The organism is Mesorhizobium sp. 10J20-29, assembly GCF_054130485.1.
Window position 1 is genome coordinate 4087184 of the sequence record NZ_CP199156.1, and the last position, 15465, is coordinate 4102648.

General features: G+C 64.0%; 16 protein-coding genes. 3 read left to right on the forward strand and 13 right to left on the reverse strand.

Annotated elements, in window-relative coordinates:
* Positions 1-43: 43 nt before the first annotated feature.
* The 12 genes from bamA to ACT2BZ_RS19625 all read right to left on the reverse strand — a co-directional run bounded on the left by bamA (position 44) and on the right by ACT2BZ_RS19625 (position 12506).
* Positions 44-2407, reverse strand: coding sequence for an outer membrane protein assembly factor BamA (gene bamA / locus ACT2BZ_RS19570; RefSeq protein WP_457937013.1), 2364 nt, complete (start codon positions 2405-2407; stop codon positions 44-46).
* A 216-nt stretch (positions 2408-2623) separates the two neighbouring features.
* Positions 2624-3742 carry an RIP metalloprotease RseP gene (gene rseP, locus ACT2BZ_RS19575; RefSeq protein WP_457941390.1) on the reverse strand — a complete coding sequence of 373 codons (1119 nt, stop codon included), beginning with the start codon at positions 3740-3742 and terminating at the stop codon, positions 2624-2626.
* A 166-nt stretch (positions 3743-3908) separates the two neighbouring features.
* Positions 3909-4727, reverse strand: a complete 819-nt coding sequence (locus ACT2BZ_RS19580; RefSeq protein WP_457937015.1) for a phosphatidate cytidylyltransferase — start codon at positions 4725-4727, stop codon at positions 3909-3911.
* Positions 4728-4755: 28 nt separating this feature from the next.
* A complete protein-coding gene (locus tag ACT2BZ_RS19585) occupies positions 4756-5475 on the reverse strand; it encodes an isoprenyl transferase (protein ID WP_457937017.1) in 720 nt (239 codons plus the stop codon).
* A 37-nt stretch (positions 5476-5512) separates the two neighbouring features.
* Complete coding sequence (frr, locus tag ACT2BZ_RS19590) at positions 5513-6070, reverse strand: ribosome recycling factor (RefSeq protein WP_457937019.1); 558 nt, start codon at positions 6068-6070, stop codon at positions 5513-5515.
* 36 nt (positions 6071-6106) lie between these two features.
* Entirely contained in the window at positions 6107-6829 is a 723-nt protein-coding gene (gene pyrH, locus ACT2BZ_RS19595; RefSeq protein ID WP_457937021.1) for a UMP kinase, read from the reverse strand.
* Between the two features lie 149 nt (positions 6830-6978).
* Positions 6979-7902 (reverse strand): translation elongation factor Ts, encoded by a 924-nt coding sequence (gene tsf / locus ACT2BZ_RS19600; protein WP_457937023.1) that lies wholly within the window; start codon positions 7900-7902, stop codon positions 6979-6981.
* Between the two features lie 108 nt (positions 7903-8010).
* Positions 8011-8847 (reverse strand): 30S ribosomal protein S2, encoded by an 837-nt coding sequence (rpsB, locus tag ACT2BZ_RS19605; protein ID WP_457937025.1) that lies wholly within the window; start codon positions 8845-8847, stop codon positions 8011-8013.
* A gap of 203 nt (positions 8848-9050) precedes the next feature.
* Positions 9051-10046, reverse strand: coding sequence for a glycosyltransferase family 8 protein (locus tag ACT2BZ_RS19610; protein WP_457937027.1), 996 nt, complete (start codon positions 10044-10046; stop codon positions 9051-9053).
* Between the two features lie 62 nt (positions 10047-10108).
* Complete coding sequence (locus ACT2BZ_RS19615) at positions 10109-11125, reverse strand: hypothetical protein (protein ID WP_457937029.1); 1017 nt, start codon at positions 11123-11125, stop codon at positions 10109-10111.
* A 227-nt stretch (positions 11126-11352) separates the two neighbouring features.
* Positions 11353-11670, reverse strand: a complete 318-nt coding sequence (locus tag ACT2BZ_RS19620; RefSeq protein ID WP_457937031.1) for a DUF4031 domain-containing protein — start codon at positions 11668-11670, stop codon at positions 11353-11355.
* Positions 11671-11678: 8 nt separating this feature from the next.
* The gene (locus ACT2BZ_RS19625; protein WP_457937033.1) at positions 11679-12506 is read right to left on the reverse strand and encodes a cell envelope integrity EipB family protein; all 828 of its coding nucleotides are present in this window, start codon (positions 12504-12506) and stop codon (positions 11679-11681) included.
* A 139-nt stretch (positions 12507-12645) separates the two neighbouring features.
* Between ACT2BZ_RS19625 and ACT2BZ_RS19630 the strand changes: the two genes are divergently transcribed.
* The 3 genes from ACT2BZ_RS19630 to ACT2BZ_RS19640 are packed head-to-tail and all read left to right on the forward strand — an operon-like array spanning position 12646 to position 15140.
* Positions 12646-13110, forward strand: coding sequence for a RidA family protein (locus ACT2BZ_RS19630; RefSeq protein WP_457937035.1), 465 nt, complete (start codon positions 12646-12648; stop codon positions 13108-13110).
* Between the two features lie 13 nt (positions 13111-13123).
* Positions 13124-13852: a glycerophosphodiester phosphodiesterase gene (locus tag ACT2BZ_RS19635; RefSeq protein ID WP_457937036.1), complete on the forward strand. Its 729-nt coding sequence runs from the start codon at positions 13124-13126 to the stop codon at positions 13850-13852.
* 43 nt (positions 13853-13895) lie between these two features.
* A complete protein-coding gene (locus ACT2BZ_RS19640; RefSeq protein ID WP_457937038.1) occupies positions 13896-15140 on the forward strand; it encodes a GNAT family N-acetyltransferase in 1245 nt (414 codons plus the stop codon).
* Here the strand turns inward: ACT2BZ_RS19640 and ACT2BZ_RS19645 are convergent.
* Positions 15109-15444: a DMT family transporter gene (locus ACT2BZ_RS19645; protein ID WP_457937040.1), complete on the reverse strand. Its 336-nt coding sequence runs from the start codon at positions 15442-15444 to the stop codon at positions 15109-15111. The two genes, ACT2BZ_RS19640 and ACT2BZ_RS19645, sit on opposite strands and share 32 nt — an antisense overlap.
* Between the last annotated feature and the right edge of the window lie 21 nt (positions 15445-15465).

Below are 15465 nucleotides of genomic sequence, written 5' to 3' on the forward strand. Positions count from 1 at the left end.
TGGCCGCTCCGGACCATGGGCCCGAAGCGATCGACCTGCCTCGTCAGAAGCGGGTCGATACGCCGAAGTTGAATTCCTCCACCTCGTCGGTGTCTTCCTTGAGGAACGGGACGGCATAGTCGACGCGCAGCGGGCCGAAGGGCGATGCCCAGATCAGGCCGATACCGGCCGAGGCCCGCCATTCCATTCCGGTTCCGACGATGTTCGTGCCGGTGACCGAGATGTCGCTGCCATAAAGCGTGGCCGCATCGGCGAACACTGCACCCTTCAGCCCAAAGCTCTCCGGAATGACCGGCAGCGGAAACTGCGCTTCGACCGAGGCGTTGAAGTAGGTGGTGCCGCCCACGTGATCGTCGCCACTGTTCAAATCGTAAGGTCCGATGCCGCCATAGGCAAAGCCGCGGATCATCCGGTCGTTGCTCTGGAACTGGTCGAACACGCGAAGTCCGTCCGAACCGAAGGCCGAGACATGACCCGCGCCACCGCTCAGCAGCGCGACGACGTCGAGTTCCTCGGAGAGCGTGTGATAGTAGGTTGCACGCGCCGTCGCCTTGAAGAACTTTGCGTCGCCGCCCAGGCCCGCGACTTCGCCCGAGACATTGGCGAAGATACCGGCATGCGGGTTCTTCATGTCGTCAATCGTGTTGTAGATGAACCCGCCCGACACCGAGGACTTGATCCACGGGCTGTTTTTGGCGGCATCGTAGATGGCCGCCGAAAGGTAGCAAGGATCAGTGTTATACGTATCGCCGCAGTTGGCGTCGATCGTGTACTCTTCCTTCGACAAATTATACGCCAGCTGCGTCGAGATCGTCTCGGTGATCGGCAGGCCGAAGCGGATCGTGCCGCCCGTCGTCTCGCTGTCGTAATGGTCGTAGTTGCGCGTGCGACGGTAGATATCGAAGCCCGCCGAGATGCGGCGTCCGAGGAAATAGGGCTCGGTGAACGACAGCTGGTAGTCGCGCGAATTCTGCCCGCCACCGGCCGAGAAACGGATGTACTGGCCACGGCCGAGGAAATTGCGCTCGGTGACGGCACCTTCGATCGACGGTCCTGCACTGTCGCCACCGGTCGAATAGCCGGCGCCGATCGAGAATTCGCCGGTCGACTTGTCGACGACGTCGACCACCAGGATGACCTGATCCGCCTCGGAGCCCGGCGCCGTCGAAATGTCGACGGTCTCGAAGAAGCCGAGCGCTTCCAGGCGGCGCTTGGCGCGCTGGATCAGCACCTGGTTGAAGGCGTCGCCCTCGCTGACGTCGAACTCGCGGCGGATGACATAGTCGCGTGTACGCACATTGCCGCGGATCTCGATGCGTTCGACATAGGCCTTGGCGCCCTGGTCGATCGCGTAAACGACCGAAATGGTGCGGTCTTCGAAGTTGCGGTCGCCGCGCGGCGTAACCTGCGCGAACGGATAGCCGAGGCCCGCCAGGTGCTCGGTCAGCGCGATGATCGTGTCCTCGACGTCCTTGGCGTTGTAGACGTCGCCCGACCGCGTCTCGACCAGCGGCATCAGCGAATCGCCGCTCACCTCGGACAACGCGCTGTCGACGCTGATGTCGGCGAAGCGGTAGCGTTCGCCTTCCTCGACGGTGATCGTGACCGTGTATTCGTTGGTGTTCTCGTCCAGCTCGCCGAAGGCCGAGATGACCTGGAAGTCGGCATAGCCGCGATTGAAATAGTAGCGGCGCAGCGCCTCTTCGTCGGCGCGCAGGCGATTCTCGTCAAAGATATCGTCGCGCAGCACGAAGGACAGGACCGTCGAGCGCTTCGTTGCGATGACGTCCGCCAGGCGGCGGTTGCTGAAGGCGTTGTTGCCGACGAAATTGATTTTCGAAATCTTGGTGCGGCCGCCTTCGTTGATCTTGAAGACCACGTTCACGCGGTTGTCGCCGAGGTCCATGATCTCTGACGTGACGGTGGCGTCGTCGCGGCCGATGCGGGCATAGGCGTCGCGAATGGCCTGCGCGTCGGCATCGAGCGAATCCGGAGAATAGGTGCCGCGCGGCTTCAGCTGCACGGTTGCCGAAAGCTGGACGTCCTTGATCTTCTTGTTGCCCTGGAACAGGACCTGGTTGACGATCTGGTACTCGACCACCTGCACGACGAGCGTGCCGCCGGACTGGTTGATGCCGACATCGGCAAACAGGCCGGTTCCGAACAGGCGCTTCACCGACTCGTCAATGTCGGCGTTCGAGAAGTTCACGCCGGGCTTGATCGTCAGATAATCGCGGATGGTGGACGCGTCGACGCGCTGGTTGCCCCTGACGTCAATCGACGAGATGACAGCTGCCTGGGCCGCGGTCATGGACACAAATTGCAACGCAACTGCACTCGGAACGACAAGGGCAGCAGACAACGCCACCGCCGAAGCGGCGCTCAAAAAACCAGATGCTGCCTTCATAAAGCTATTCAACCCCTTCTCGAAGTCCCCGCGGCGAGACCGGCTCGCCGCAGCAAATTCCCTTGACGGTATTAACCGGATTTTCCCTACACGCAAGGCTCCCGGTTAATTTGTGTTTACTTAACCATGTCCCGTGACATTCCCGTCACGCATATCCCGGCACATGGTAAACGCGATCTCAATGGCGACACCTATCCGGCCAGATTCATTCATGTTTTAGCATCCGAACAGATCATTCCAGAAGACGAATGCCATGAAAGCCAGCACCATGAAAAGCCCTACCCTGTAGACCGCTTCCATGGCCCGTTCTGACACAGGCCGGCCCTTGACGGCCTCGATTGCATAGAATGCCAGATGTCCTCCGTCGAGGGGTGGAATCGGCAGCAGGTTGAGAATTCCGATGCCGACCGACAGCAGCGCGACAAGCTGGACGAGCCATTCGAAACCCAGTTGCGCGGCCTTGCCGGCCATGTCGGCGATCTTGACGGGGCCGCCGAGCTGGCATTTGTCCTCGCGGCCGACGACGAAACGCTTCAGAAACTGCCCCGTGCGCACGATGATGTGCCCGGTCTCGCGCACGCCTTCGGCCACGGCGCCTGCCGGTCCGTATTCGATCAGTTGCGGCTTGCCGAATTCCTGGTTGTTGACGACGCCGATGAGGCCGATCTTGACGACGTTGCCCAGCGCATCCTTCTGCTCGGAGATCTCGGGCGTCGCGGTAACGGTGATTTCCTTGCCGTCGCGCAGCATCACGAAAACGATCGGATCGCCAGCGCGGCCTGAAACCAGGCGCTGCACGTCGGCGAACGAATCGACATCCTGCCCGTCGACGCGGACGAATCGGTCGCCCGTCTGTATCCCGGCGATGGCGGCCGGGCTATCGGGACGCACCTCGGCGACGGTCGGCTCCGACACGTAGCGGCCGTAAATGCCGAACATCACGGCGAAAACGGCGATGGTGAGCAGGAAATTGGCCAGCGGGCCCGCGACAACGGTCGCCGCGCGCTTCCAGATCGGCTGCGTGTGAAATGCCACCGCGCGCTCGGCCGCGGACAGCGTCTCGATTTCCCCGGCATCCGGGGTACTGGTCGCGTTCATGTCGCCGACGAACTTGACGTAGCCGCCGAGCGGAATCGCGGAAAGCTTCCAGCGCGTGCCGTGCCGGTCGTTGAAGCCCAGGAGTTCCGGGCCGAAACCGATCGAGAATGCCTTGACGCCGATGCCGCACCAGCGGCCGACGAGGTAGTGCCCCATTTCGTGCACGAACACGACGACGGTCAGGACGAACAGGAACGGAATCAGCGTGCCGACCAGCAGGCTGTTGGTGCCGAACATCGTGGTCAGTGCTTCGCTCAAACCTAATCCCTCTGAGTCGCTCAACGCCCTGATCCGGGCTTCGCCGGCACGCAAGGCGTTGGAAAATCAGGCATCCCGCCGACATGACGCGCGCCGCATGTGTCATGCCAATCCCGGCGAATCCGTGGCAGTCTGGCCTATCCGGTCAATGGATCGCAAACAGAGCTTGCGCGGGGTTGTCGGCGCCGCCGGACAGCGCACCGATCAGGTACAGGGCAAGGGCCGCTGCCACAAGCCCGTCGACGCGATCCATGACGCCGCCATGGCCGGGAATGATGCTGCCGGAATCCTTGACGCCGTGGCGCCGCTTCACCCAGGATTCAAAGAGGTCGCCGGCCTGCGAGACGACCGAGAGCAGGAGTGCGATCACGGCAAGCGCCGCCAGGTTGGCTGCGCCCGAGAAATAGGCCACCAGCATGGCCGCCAGCACGCCGCCGACGGCGCCGCCAAGCGCTCCGCTGCGGGTCTTGCCCGGCGAGATGCTCGGTGCAAGCTTCGGGCCGCCGACGGCGCGGCCTACGAAATAGGCACAGACATCGGTTGCCCAGACGGCAGCGAACAGGAACAGGATGGCCACCAGCCCGGCGCTCGACTCTTCCCGCAGCAGGCCGAGCGAGACGCCGGAAAGCCCGGCATAGGCCAGCCCGCCGGCCGTCCAGCGGTCCGCCTGGCCAAACCGGCCGAGCAGCCAGGCGATGATGACCGCGATGGCAAACAGCCCGAAGATCGCGGCAGCCGGAACCCGGACGACAAGCGCGACAAGCACGATGGCGAGCAGCAGCGCCGAGACCCATTGCTGCCGGCGCAGCGCAGCCGTGCCCGACATGGCGCACCATTCGTAGAAGACACCGCCGGCAATTGCCGCGGCCAGCAGCCGGAACGCCATGCCGCCGGCCATCGTCAGCGCCACCACGACGGCCACCAGAACCACCGACGAGATGATGCGCAGTTGCAGATTGCTCATCGGGCAGCCCCGCAGCCCAGCTGCGCGCTCACAAGGCGATGCCGCGCTCGAGGACGCCGCCGAAGCGCCGTTCGCGCACCGCGTATTGGCCTAGCGCATCGGCAAGGTGGTCGGAGGTGAAGTCAGGCCAGTAGCAGGGCATGAACACCAGTTCGCTGTAGGCCGCCTGCCAGGGCAGGAAATTCGACATCCTGACTTCGCCGCTGGTGCGGATCACCAGGTCCGGGTCCGGAATGCCGGCGGTATCGAGATAGTCGGCGAAGACTTCCGGTGACACCGCTTCGCTCTTGAGGTCGCCGCGGACGACCGCATCGGCGATTCGGCGCGCCGCGCGCACGATCTCGTCGCGCCCGCCGTAGTTGAAGGCGATCACCAGGTTCATGTTCTTGTTGCCGGCGGTCAGCGACTCGGCCTCGTCGAGCAGTCCGCGAATGTCGGGCGCCAGCCCCTCGCGCTCTCCGATCACCCTCACCCTGACGCCGTTCTCGTGCAACTCGGCCAGGTCGCGTCGGATGAACAGCTTGAGCAGGCCCATGAGATCGTTGACTTCGGACTTCGGCCGCGACCAGTTCTCGGACGAAAAGGCGTAGACCGTCAGCCAGGGAATGCCCATCTCGCCGGCGGCACTCACCGTCTTGCGCAGGGCCTCGACGCCAGCACGGTGGCCGGCCAGCCGCGGCAGGCCGCGCGCCTTGGCCCAGCGGCCATTGCCGTCCATGATGATCGCGACATGCTCCGGCGTCGTCATTTGCTTGCTCTGGTCCCCTCGGACGCGAGAATTCGCCTTAGACCTGCATGATCTCGGCTTCCTTGGCCGCCAGCAGGCTGTCGACCGAGGCAATCGTATCGTCGGTCAGCTTCTGGACCGAATCGGCCTCTCTGCGATGATCGTCTTCGCTGATATCGCCATCCTTTTCGGACTTTTTCAGGAAGTCCATGCCGTCCCGGCGTACGTGGCGGATGGCCACGCGTGCATTCTCGGCGTAGCCGTGCGCGATCTTGACCAGTTCCTTGCGGCGCTGTTCGTTGAGTTCGGGCAGCGGAATGCGCAGGTTGGTGCCGTCGACGATCGGGTTGAAGCCGAGATTGGCCTCGCGGATCGCCCGGTCGACCGAGCTCACCATGGCCTTGTCCCACACCGACACCGAGATCATGCGCGGCTCCGGCACGGTTACGTTGGCCACCTGGTTGAGCGGCATGTCGGTGCCGTAGGCCTTGACCTGGATGGCATCCAGAAGGTTGCTCGACGCGCGCCCGGTGCGCAGCGACGCCAGGTCATGCTTGAACGCGTTGATCGCGCCCTCCATGCGGCGCTGAATGTCCGCGAAATCCCCGCTCTTCATGCTGTCAGTCTCCTCGAAACGCTCATTCGGGCAAGTTCAATGGTCGGCCACGACCGTACAGCGGCCGCCGCCCCTCAGGATTTCCCCGAAACCGCCCTGCTCATGTATCGAGTAGACGATTATCGGTATGTTGTTTTCGCGCGCAAGCGCAATCGCCGCCGTATCCATGATCGACAGCCCCTTGGTGATCACGTCGGCATGGCTGATGCGCTCGTAACGCGTTGCGTTCGGGTCGGTTTTCGGATCGGCCGAATAGACCCCGTCGACCTGCGTTCCCTTGAAAAGGGCATCCGCGCCGATCTCGGCGGCGCGCAGTGCGGCGGCCGAATCGGTGGTGAAGAACGGATTGCCGGTCCCGCCCGCGAAAATCACGACCTTGCCGGCGTTCATGTAGGCCGTCGCCTGGCGCTGCGAGAAGCTTTCGCACAGCTCCGGCATCGCGATGGCCGACAGCACCACGGCCTCGACGCCGAGCTTGACCAGCGAGGTGCGCAGCGCGAGCGAATTGATGACGGTCGCCAGCATGCCCATGTGGTCGCCGGTCACGCGATCGCCGCCCTTGGACGCCACGGCAACGCCCCTGAAGATGTTGCCGCCGCCGATCACCACGGCAACCTCGACGCCCATCGCACGGGCCTCGGCTATGTCTGCTGCGATGCGGTCCACCACCGACACGTCGATGCCGAAATGCTGCTCGCCCATCAACGCCTCGCCTGACGCTTTGAGCAAGACTCGGCGGTATGTTGGCCTGGCCGTCATGGAATCCTCGTGAGTGTGTGGTTGCCGGTTTGGCTGGCGTGCCGTCCGCCCTGGCGCCGCGTCGGCAATGCGGGGTCTGCGATACACGAAGGGCGCCGCGATGTCACGCGGCGCCCTTGCGCTAAGCCAAAGAAGCGGTTGATGCCGCGTTACTTTTTCACCGTTGCCGCAACCTCGGCGGCAAAGTCGCTGGCTTCCTTCTCGATGCCCTCGCCGAGAGCGAAGCGGATGTAGCCGGTGATCTTGGCCGGCGCGCCGATCTGCTTCTCGGCATCTTTCAGCGCCTGCTCGACGGTGACGTCCGGGTTGATCACGAAGGCCTGCTTCAGGAGCACGACTTCCTCGTAGAACTTGCGCATCCGGCCTTCGACCATCTTCTCGATGATGTTTTCCGGCTTACCCGACTGGCGCGCCTGGTCGGAGAAGATCGCCTTCTCGCGCTCGACGGCGGAGGCATCTACGTCCTCGGCCTTCAGGGCGAGCGGGTTGGTCGCGGCGACATGCATCGCCACCTGGCGAGCAAAGGCGTTCGCGGCATGCTCGTCACCGGCAGTCTCGATGGCCACCAGCACGCCGAGCTTGCCCAGTCCGTCGGCAACCGCGTTGTGCACGTAGGTTGCGACAGCGCCCTGCCCGACCGACAGCTTCGCCGAACGGCGGAAGCTCATGTTCTCGCCGATCGTGCCGACCGCGTCCTTGATGACCTCGGTCACCGACTTGTCGGAACCCGGATACTTGGAACCGGCGACGGTCTCGGTCTCGCCGCCGAAGGCGAGCGCTACCTTGGCGACATTGCTCACGATCTGCTGGAAGGCATCGTTGCGGGCGACGAAGTCGGTCTCGGAATTGACCTCCACGACCACAGCCTCGCGCACGCCGGCATCGACGCCGATCAGGCCCTCGGCCGCGGTGCGGTCGGACTTCTTGTCTGCCTTGGAGATGCCCTTCTTGCGCAGCCAGTCCACGGCCTCTTCCATATTGCCGTTGGTCTCGCTCAGCGCGGTCTTGCAATCCATCATGCCTGCGCCGGTCAGTTCGCGCAGTTCCTTCACTTGTGCAGCGGTAATGCTCATCGTTGCCTCTTTGTCTCGAAATGCGTCGGCGCACCACCTGTCGATGATGCGCCAGCGTCAGAAATCGTGGTCAGTAAGGTTGGGAAGGGCCGTTGCCGGCCCTCCGGTTCAAGCTTCGGGCGTCTTGGCCGATGCTTCGGCTTCAGGCGCGGCCGCTTCTGCGGCGGGAGCTTCGACCTCGGCAGCCGGCGCTTCGGCGACGGCAGGCTCTGCCGGAGCCTCGACCGAGGCGCCGATATCGACGCCGAGCGCGCCCTGCTGGCGGGCGATGCCGTCGAGAGCAGCCTTGGCGATCAGGTCGCAATAGAGCGCGATGGCGCGGGCCGCATCGTCATTGCCGGGGATCGGGTAGTCGATCTTGTCCGGATCGCAGTTCGAATCGATGATGGCGACAACCGGAATGCCGAGGCGCTTGGCCTCGAGGATGGCGATCGCTTCCTTGTTGGTGTCGACCACGAACATCAGGTCCGGCGTCGAGCCCATGTCCTTGATGCCGCCGAGTGCCTTGTCGAGCTTCTCGCGCTCGCGGTCGAGGTTGAGGCGCTCCTTCTTGGTGAAGCCCTGTGCCTCGCCTGACAGCAGCTCGTCGAGCTTGCGCAGACGTGCGATCGAGTTCGAGATCGTCTTCCAGTTGGTCAGCATGCCGCCGAGCCAACGCGAATTGACGTAATACTGGGCCGAACGCTGAGCCGCATCGGCAACGATGTCGGAAGCCTGGCGCTTGGTGCCGACGAACAGCACGCGGCCACCCTTGGCGACGGTGTCGGAGACAACCTTCAGCGCCTCGTGCAGCAGCGGCACGGTCTGGCTGAGGTCGATGACATGGATGTTGTTGCGGGCGCCATAGATGTAGGGCGCCATCTTCGGGTTCCAGCGGTGGGTCTGGTGGCCGAAGTGAATGCCAGCTTCGAGAAGCTGGCGCATGCTGAAATCAGGCAGTGCCATTCAAGTAGTTCCTTTCCGGTTGGCCTCCACGGACAAACGACGTTCTCGGGAAATCCCTCGACGCCACCGGCGGTCGCCTCCGGATTTCTCCCGGTCGGAAACCAAAGTCCGTGTGTGGAATGAGCGCGCGTATAGACGCTGCAGCGCAGCAATGCAAGCGCCCTGCCGCGGTGCCTTCCAGAACGCCGCTTACGTCCGGCCCATCACCCGGCCAGCAGTATCTCCTCGGGAAAGCGCTGCGCCAGAGTGCCGGCAGCCGCGGCCCTTGCGATCCTGTCGAGCACCATGGGATAATTTTGGACCATTCTGGCCCTGTTGCCCTTGCGGCCGGCCGACCGCAGATACAGCCGCTGCTTGAGTTTGTCCTCTATCGCCTGACCGTACTGTCTGAACCATCCGGCGACCGAACGGCCGCGCGATTGTTCCTGGAATCGCCCGGGCCACGGCGTCTCTCCGAGATGGGCTCGCCATTCGTTCACAAACCGCTCTTCGACGCCGGTCTTCAACGCGCCCCATGGCTTGTTGCCGGCAAAATGCCGGATGAATACATCGGACGGCGCGCGGTGCGCTTGGTAGTTCATTGCGTTCCACCGCCAATCGAGCGTCTGCCACCTTCCGTCGAGGACCGCATTGAGCGCATCCTGGTCGACCAGATTGCACCGATCCGGGTACTCGACGGCGTATTGGCGTGCTGCGGCGAAGATGCCCTCGGAGCGGATGGCCTGCAGGTCCAGCACCATGATTCCCGCGTTCAGGTACGGTGCGCCTTCAGACATATTCAGCCTGCTACGAAAGCTGCCCTCAACGAGGATGAAGAGGTCGTGAGCCGCCACGACGGGCGAGGCCCTGGGCACGATTGCGAGCAGCGGGGCAATGTCGGTGACCAACGAGATGTCGCAGTCCAGGTAGACCACCCGATCCTCATCGCCCAGGATCTCGTCGAGGAAGAGCGACAGGTAGGCTGCCCGGCTGTGCTGTCGGCTGACACCGAAATTGTGTCCGTCGAGGAGCGGTGCGGCCTCGACAATCGCCACCTGCGGGCAGAAGGCGAGAGCCAGAGCCTTGTTCTCATCGCTTACGCCATCGGACACGATGATGATGCGCGGCGTTTCCCCGCAATGGCTCACGACCTGCCGGGCAACGACACATGCGAAGGGAATGAACCTGTCATCGCAGGCAAGAACGACAGTCGCTTTCAATTGGTCGCTCGAGCCCGCATGGGTCCGCTCCTTCCGTTTTGTCTCCGGGCCATGGGTTGAACTTAGCGGCCCGCGAATGGATTGCGATAGCGATGCAAGGCACCGCTATCGCCAATCCCGTCCAGCGCCTCCTGCATTCCTTGGTGCAGCAGCGCAACCGCCTGTTCTGTAGTCCCCTCGAATTCGTGCATCGCAATCGCCTCCGGAACGCGAATGATCGCCGTGCGCGGGCCTGCAGGTCGCGGCACGTAGCGGTTCAGCGTGTCGCGAAAGCTGCCCTTGCAGTGGTCGTTGCGAATCCGCTTGATGTGTTCTGCCAGTTCTTCCTGCGTGACCGTCTCGTTCCTGAAGGCGTAGGCGCCGAGCCTCAGATTAAGCGCCAGCCGCTCGATCTCCGCCTTGATTTGCGGCCCGCGCGAATCCATTTTTGCCTCGCGCAGCATGCGGCGCGCCACCCGCAGCAGGCCGGCAGGTTCGGCAGGTGGCGTATCGAGCCCAAGCAGTGCGGACAGCTTCGCGCAGATGGCGGTCACCAGCGCGGCATGCCGACCGGCAAACGCTCTGCCTGCCTTCACGTCGATGCCGAGTTGGGCTTCGTCGCGGTCAAGCAGCGTTTCGTAGAGGCGGTACACGCGCTCGGCCAGTGAAAGCCCCTCGCCCGACGCCATCGCAAGCCGCCCTTCGACGTAGCCGCATTCCTTGTGGAGTTCCGGCTCGACGTCGCGCTGGAAAACGAGCTTCCACACGACAGGCGCAACGAACGCCTGGAATCCGGAATTCTCGGCTCGCCCCCGCCGCAGCGCCTCCGAAGCCATCTCGACAGCCCCAGGCATCAGCGGCGCGACGTGGTTGCCATGCCAGCCGACGGCGCCCTCCGGGTGCAGGAGAACGACATTGCCCTTGAGTGCCCAGGCAACGGAATGCTCGCGCGCCGGCTCGCTATTCCCGGGGATCTGGGCAATCAGATTGTTGGCCAGCCAGAACTTTTGCGCCAATGCGCCGAGCCCGTTGACCACGCCATTGGTCGCCCAGAACGCGGCTCTCGGGCAGACGCGCGCGGAAATCTCCTTGTCGAGCATCCAGTCGGTGAAAAATTCCGGGTGGTTGGGCGTGATGAAGGTTGCCTTGCCCGGCCCGCAGGCCGCGGCGAGGCGGGCCTCGTCGTCTGACGGGAAGTCGATGGTGGGTATGTCGGACACGCCGCGCAGCCCGGCAGAGCCCCTGAGCATGACGGCGCGGTTGATTGGTGTCATGGCCCGGATGAGCCATCCGCGAGGCCGTGGAGGGACGAAGACGCCGAGCCGGCTCAAGCGGACTCCCGTATCCTGGCGACTGCCATCGGTCTCGGCTTGTGCACCTTGCCGTTCTTCACCTTGACCCGCCTGAACACGGCGACGATCTCCTCGCGGCCGCAGGCGATAGCCCCCAGCCGGACGGCCCGGTCGCGCTCGAAGCCGGTAATGTCGTAATGCGGTGCCGAGGTCTTGGGCGGCCCCTGGTAGAGCAGCCGGTGCACCCCGATCCGGGCCGCGAAGCGATGCAGTTCCTCGGTGTCGTCGGCGAGCAGGTGGCACCAGTTGCGCCCCGCCCAGCGCCATATGGCCTCGTCTACATAGACCGCCATCCGGTCGCTCAGCGTGTGCAGGAAGCCGAATCGGGCTCGAAAACCGCAAGGTCCACCAGCTTGCCCGAGATAACGAATTCGCCGTAGTCCATCTCCAGGTCGCGCGTCAGTCCGTTCTCGTAGAGCTTGAAGCTGATGCGGTATTCCGGCGTATCCTCGCCGCCCTCTGCATTCTCGTCGAAATAGGCAATGTCGACCGGCCAGAATTTCTCGCCGGCGAGCTTGTCCAGTGCCTTGACCTCCGGGTCGCCCTTGGACGCTCCCTCCTGCTTGCCGACGATGACGGTCGTGGTCATCGCCTTGTCGGCGTCCTCGGAACCGTCGAAAATCGACGTCTCGTAGAAATTCTCGCCGTCATTGGCTTTCCGGATCAGTTCGAGAAGGTGCTGTGTCGGGAACTGCGTCGCCTCGAGCTCGACGCTCTTCGGTTCCGGCTTTTCGATCTCGACCTTGACGTTGGTGCCGTTGCGCACCGCGTTGCCGCGCAACTCATGGTCGAGATTCTGGTCGATGTAGGATTTCGTGACGAAACTGAAGTTCTTGCCCTCGGCATCCTCGAAGGTGGTGGTCTGCTGGTCCGTGATCTGCGAGGTTTCCTGCGTGTCCGACTGCGTCACATAGCGGAAGCGAACCGTGTAGCCGTCACAGGCCGACCCCCGGATCTCGTAGACCATGCGGCCCGAAATGCCGGTTATCCCCGAGCGGTCCGAGGCGTTGTCGAGCTTCAGGTCGTAGACGGCGCGATGCTGGATCAGCGGGACGGCGGCAAGCCCCGTTCCTGAGGCCATTACGGGCGATGAGACAAGGGCGATCAGGGCGAGGCGCAATGCGCGCATACAGGTCTCCGGCTTCCCGGCGCGTCGGCGCGCCGCAACAATTGTTTGGACCAGCTTAGAAAAAGTCGTGGCGGAAGCGAGGCAAAAATAGCAGCTTCAGCCAAGGCTATGGCCCCCGAACCAGACATAAGGAAAGACGATGGGTGAAACAATCGAAAATCGGCTAACGGAGATGGGCGTGGTGCTGCCGCAGGCCGCGGCGCCGGCGGCCAACTACCTGCCCTACGTACGGTCGGGCAACCTCGTGTTCACCGCCGGTCAGCTGCCGCTCAAGGACGGCAAGCTCGAATATGCCGGGCTGCTTGGCCTTGAGGTCGACACTGCGGGCGGCCGGGAGGCCGCGAAACTCTGCGCCATCAACATCCTGGCGCAGGCAAAGGCAGCGCTCGGCGACCTCGAGGAGATCGGCCGCATCGTCAAGATCACTGTCTTTGTCGCCTCGGCCCCGGGCTTTACCGAGCAGCACCTTGTCGCCAACGGCGCCTCCGACTTCCTCGCCGAGGCGCTCGGCGAGCGCGGCAAGCATGCCCGTTCAGCGGTCGGCACCGCTTCGCTGCCGCTCGACGCGGCGGTCGAGATCGAAGCGGTCATCGAAGTCGCCTGACGCAGGAGCAATCATGAACGGACCTTCCTGGCTGGCCGCGCGGCCGATCGCCCATCGCGGCCTGCACGACATGAACCGCAGCGTGTGGGAAAACACGCTGACGGCCTTCGAGCGCGCCATCGAGCGCAACTATGCCATCGAGTGCGACGTCAACCTGTCGGCCGATGGCGTGCCCATCGTCATCCATGACAGCGACCTGCAACGACTGACCGGCGTCGACGGCTTCGTCTGGCAGCGCACCGCGGCCGAACTTGGCGCGCTGAGCATCGGCGGCACCACCGACCATCCGCCGACATTGCAGGAAATGCTCGATTTCGTTGCCGGCCGAGTCCCGCTCGTCATCGAACTCAAGGGCGCGCCCGGCCACGACACCGGGCTGGTCGAGCAGGTCGGCACGCTGCTCAAGACCTATGCCGGCGAGGCCGCCATCATGTCTTTTGACCACTGGCTGGTGCGCGATTTCTCCCGCCACGCGCCCGGAATTCCGGCCGGCCTGACCGCGCTCGGCTCCAACCAGGCCGAGATCGAGGCGCATTTCTCGATGCTGGCGCACGACATCTCCTTCGTCTCCTACTGCCTCGCCGACATGCCGAACCGTTTCGTCGACTTCGTCCGCGGCAGGCTGGCCATGCCGGTCATCACCTGGACCGTCCGCGACAAGGCGGCGGTCGACAAGACCTACGCGCTGGCCGAGCAGATGACCTTCGAGGGCTTTTTGCCGGAAGAACTGACCATTGCCTGACATCGCGCTTGTGCCGCGCCAACTGCGACATAGATAAAGACCGATGGCGAGCGAAACCGAAGGCGAGGCGAACGGGGCGGATGGCGGGCTTGCCATTCGCGTGGTGCCCGGCATCGGCGGCTTTGCCCGCGACGAGTGGGAGGCCCTGTCCGGCGCTTCGCGGGGTATCTCCGAAACTCCCTACAACCCTTTCATTTCGTTCGACTTCCTGCAAATCCTCGAAGAGTCCGGCTGTGCCGTACGCGACACCGGCTGGCAGGGCCACCACCTGCGTCTGGAAAAGGCCGACGGCAGCCTGCTCGGCGCCGTGCCCTGCTTTGTGAAGTCGCACAGCCAGGGTGAATACGTCTTCGACCATGGCTGGGCCGACGCCTTCGAGCGCGCCGGCGGCAACTACTATCCGAAGCTGCAGGCGGCCGTCCCCTTCACGCCGGCGACCGGCCCCCGCCTTCTTGTCTCGCACGGCCAGGACCCGGCCACGATGCGCTCGGGGCTCGCTCTCGGCCTGCGCGCCGTCACCGAAAAGCTCGGTGTCTCGTCAGCCCATGTCACCTTCGCGCAGGAAAACGACATGGATGCCCTCGAGGGCGCCGGCTTCCTGCGCCGCACCGACCAGCAGTTCCATTTCTTCAACGAGGGCTATTCAAGCTACGACGATTTCCTGGCCACCCTCGCCTCCCGCAAGCGCAAGGCACTGAAGAAGGAGCGCCGCGAAGCGCTTTCCGAGGGCATCTCGATCGAGTGGCTGACCGGCAAGGACCTGACCGAGGCCGTCTGGGACGATTTCTACGCCTTCTACCTGGACACGGGCGGACGCAAATGGGGCCGGCCCTACCTCACCCGCACCTTCTTCTCGCTGATCGGCGAGCGCATGCCAGGCGACGTTCTGCTGGTCATGGCCAAGCGCGCCGGGCGCTACATTGCCGGCGCCATCAACTTCATCGGTTCCGACACGCTTTTCGGCCGCAACTGGGGTTGCATCGAGGACCACCGCTTCCTGCATTTCGAGGTCTGCTACCACCAGGCGATCGACTTCGCGATCGCAAACGGGCTGAAGGTGGTCGAGGCGGGCGCGCAGGGCGAGCACAAGCTGGCGCGCGGCTACCGGCCGGTCACCACGCAGTCAGCGCATTTCATCGCCCATGCGGGCCTGCGCAACGCCGTCGCCGACTACCTCGAGCGAGAACGCCGCGAGGTGTCGCGCATGGGTGAATATCTCGACGAGCACGGTCCCTTCCGGCGGGGCGAGCCGGAGATCAGTGAACGATCGTCTTCGAAAACAGATTGATCACGATCACGCCGGCCATGATCAGCCCCATGCCCGCGAGCGCCGGCAGGTCGAGCGCCTGGCGGAACCAGACCCAGCCGATGGCCGTGATGAAGATGATGCCGGCGCCGCACCACAGCGCATAGACGACGCCGACCGGCATGGTGCGCAGCGGCAGCGACAGGAAGTAGAACGCTAGCGCGTAGCCGCCGATAGACACCAGCGACGGCATCAGGCGGGTGAACCCGTCGGTCTGTTTCAGCGCCGTCGTGGCCACCACCTCGAACAGGATGGCGACGATCAGGTAGACGTAGTTGAGAACCATGGGACCCTGCCATTGAACGAG

Coding starts and splice junctions, on each gene's coding strand:
- ACT2BZ_RS19585 (WP_457937017.1), bottom strand. CDS start 5,475: ATGACGACGCCGGAGCATGTCGCGATCATCATGGACGGCAATGGCCGC.
- rpsB (WP_457937025.1), bottom strand. CDS start 8,847: ATGGCACTGCCTGATTTCAGCATGCGCCAGCTTCTCGAAGCTGGCATT.
- frr (WP_457937019.1), bottom strand. CDS start 6,070: ATGAAGAGCGGGGATTTCGCGGACATTCAGCGCCGCATGGAGGGCGCG.
- pyrH (WP_457937021.1), bottom strand. CDS start 6,829: ATGACGGCCAGGCCAACATACCGCCGAGTCTTGCTCAAAGCGTCAGGC.
- ACT2BZ_RS19630 (WP_457937035.1), top strand. CDS start 12,646: ATGGGTGAAACAATCGAAAATCGGCTAACGGAGATGGGCGTGGTGCTG.
- ACT2BZ_RS19580 (WP_457937015.1), bottom strand. CDS start 4,727: ATGAGCAATCTGCAACTGCGCATCATCTCGTCGGTGGTTCTGGTGGCC.
- ACT2BZ_RS19620 (WP_457937031.1), bottom strand. CDS start 11,670: ATGGCGGTCTATGTAGACGAGGCCATATGGCGCTGGGCGGGGCGCAAC.
- ACT2BZ_RS19640 (WP_457937038.1), top strand. CDS start 13,896: ATGGCGAGCGAAACCGAAGGCGAGGCGAACGGGGCGGATGGCGGGCTT.
- ACT2BZ_RS19645 (WP_457937040.1), bottom strand. CDS start 15,444: ATGGTTCTCAACTACGTCTACCTGATCGTCGCCATCCTGTTCGAGGTG.
- ACT2BZ_RS19615 (WP_457937029.1), bottom strand. CDS start 11,125: ATGCTCGACAAGGAGATTTCCGCGCGCGTCTGCCCGAGAGCCGCGTTC.
- bamA (WP_457937013.1), bottom strand. CDS start 2,407: ATGAAGGCAGCATCTGGTTTTTTGAGCGCCGCTTCGGCGGTGGCGTTG.
- tsf (WP_457937023.1), bottom strand. CDS start 7,902: ATGAGCATTACCGCTGCACAAGTGAAGGAACTGCGCGAACTGACCGGC.
- ACT2BZ_RS19635 (WP_457937036.1), top strand. CDS start 13,124: ATGAACGGACCTTCCTGGCTGGCCGCGCGGCCGATCGCCCATCGCGGC.
- ACT2BZ_RS19625 (WP_457937033.1), bottom strand. CDS start 12,506: ATGCGCGCATTGCGCCTCGCCCTGATCGCCCTTGTCTCATCGCCCGTA.
- rseP (WP_457941390.1), bottom strand. CDS start 3,742: ATGTTCGGCACCAACAGCCTGCTGGTCGGCACGCTGATTCCGTTCCTG.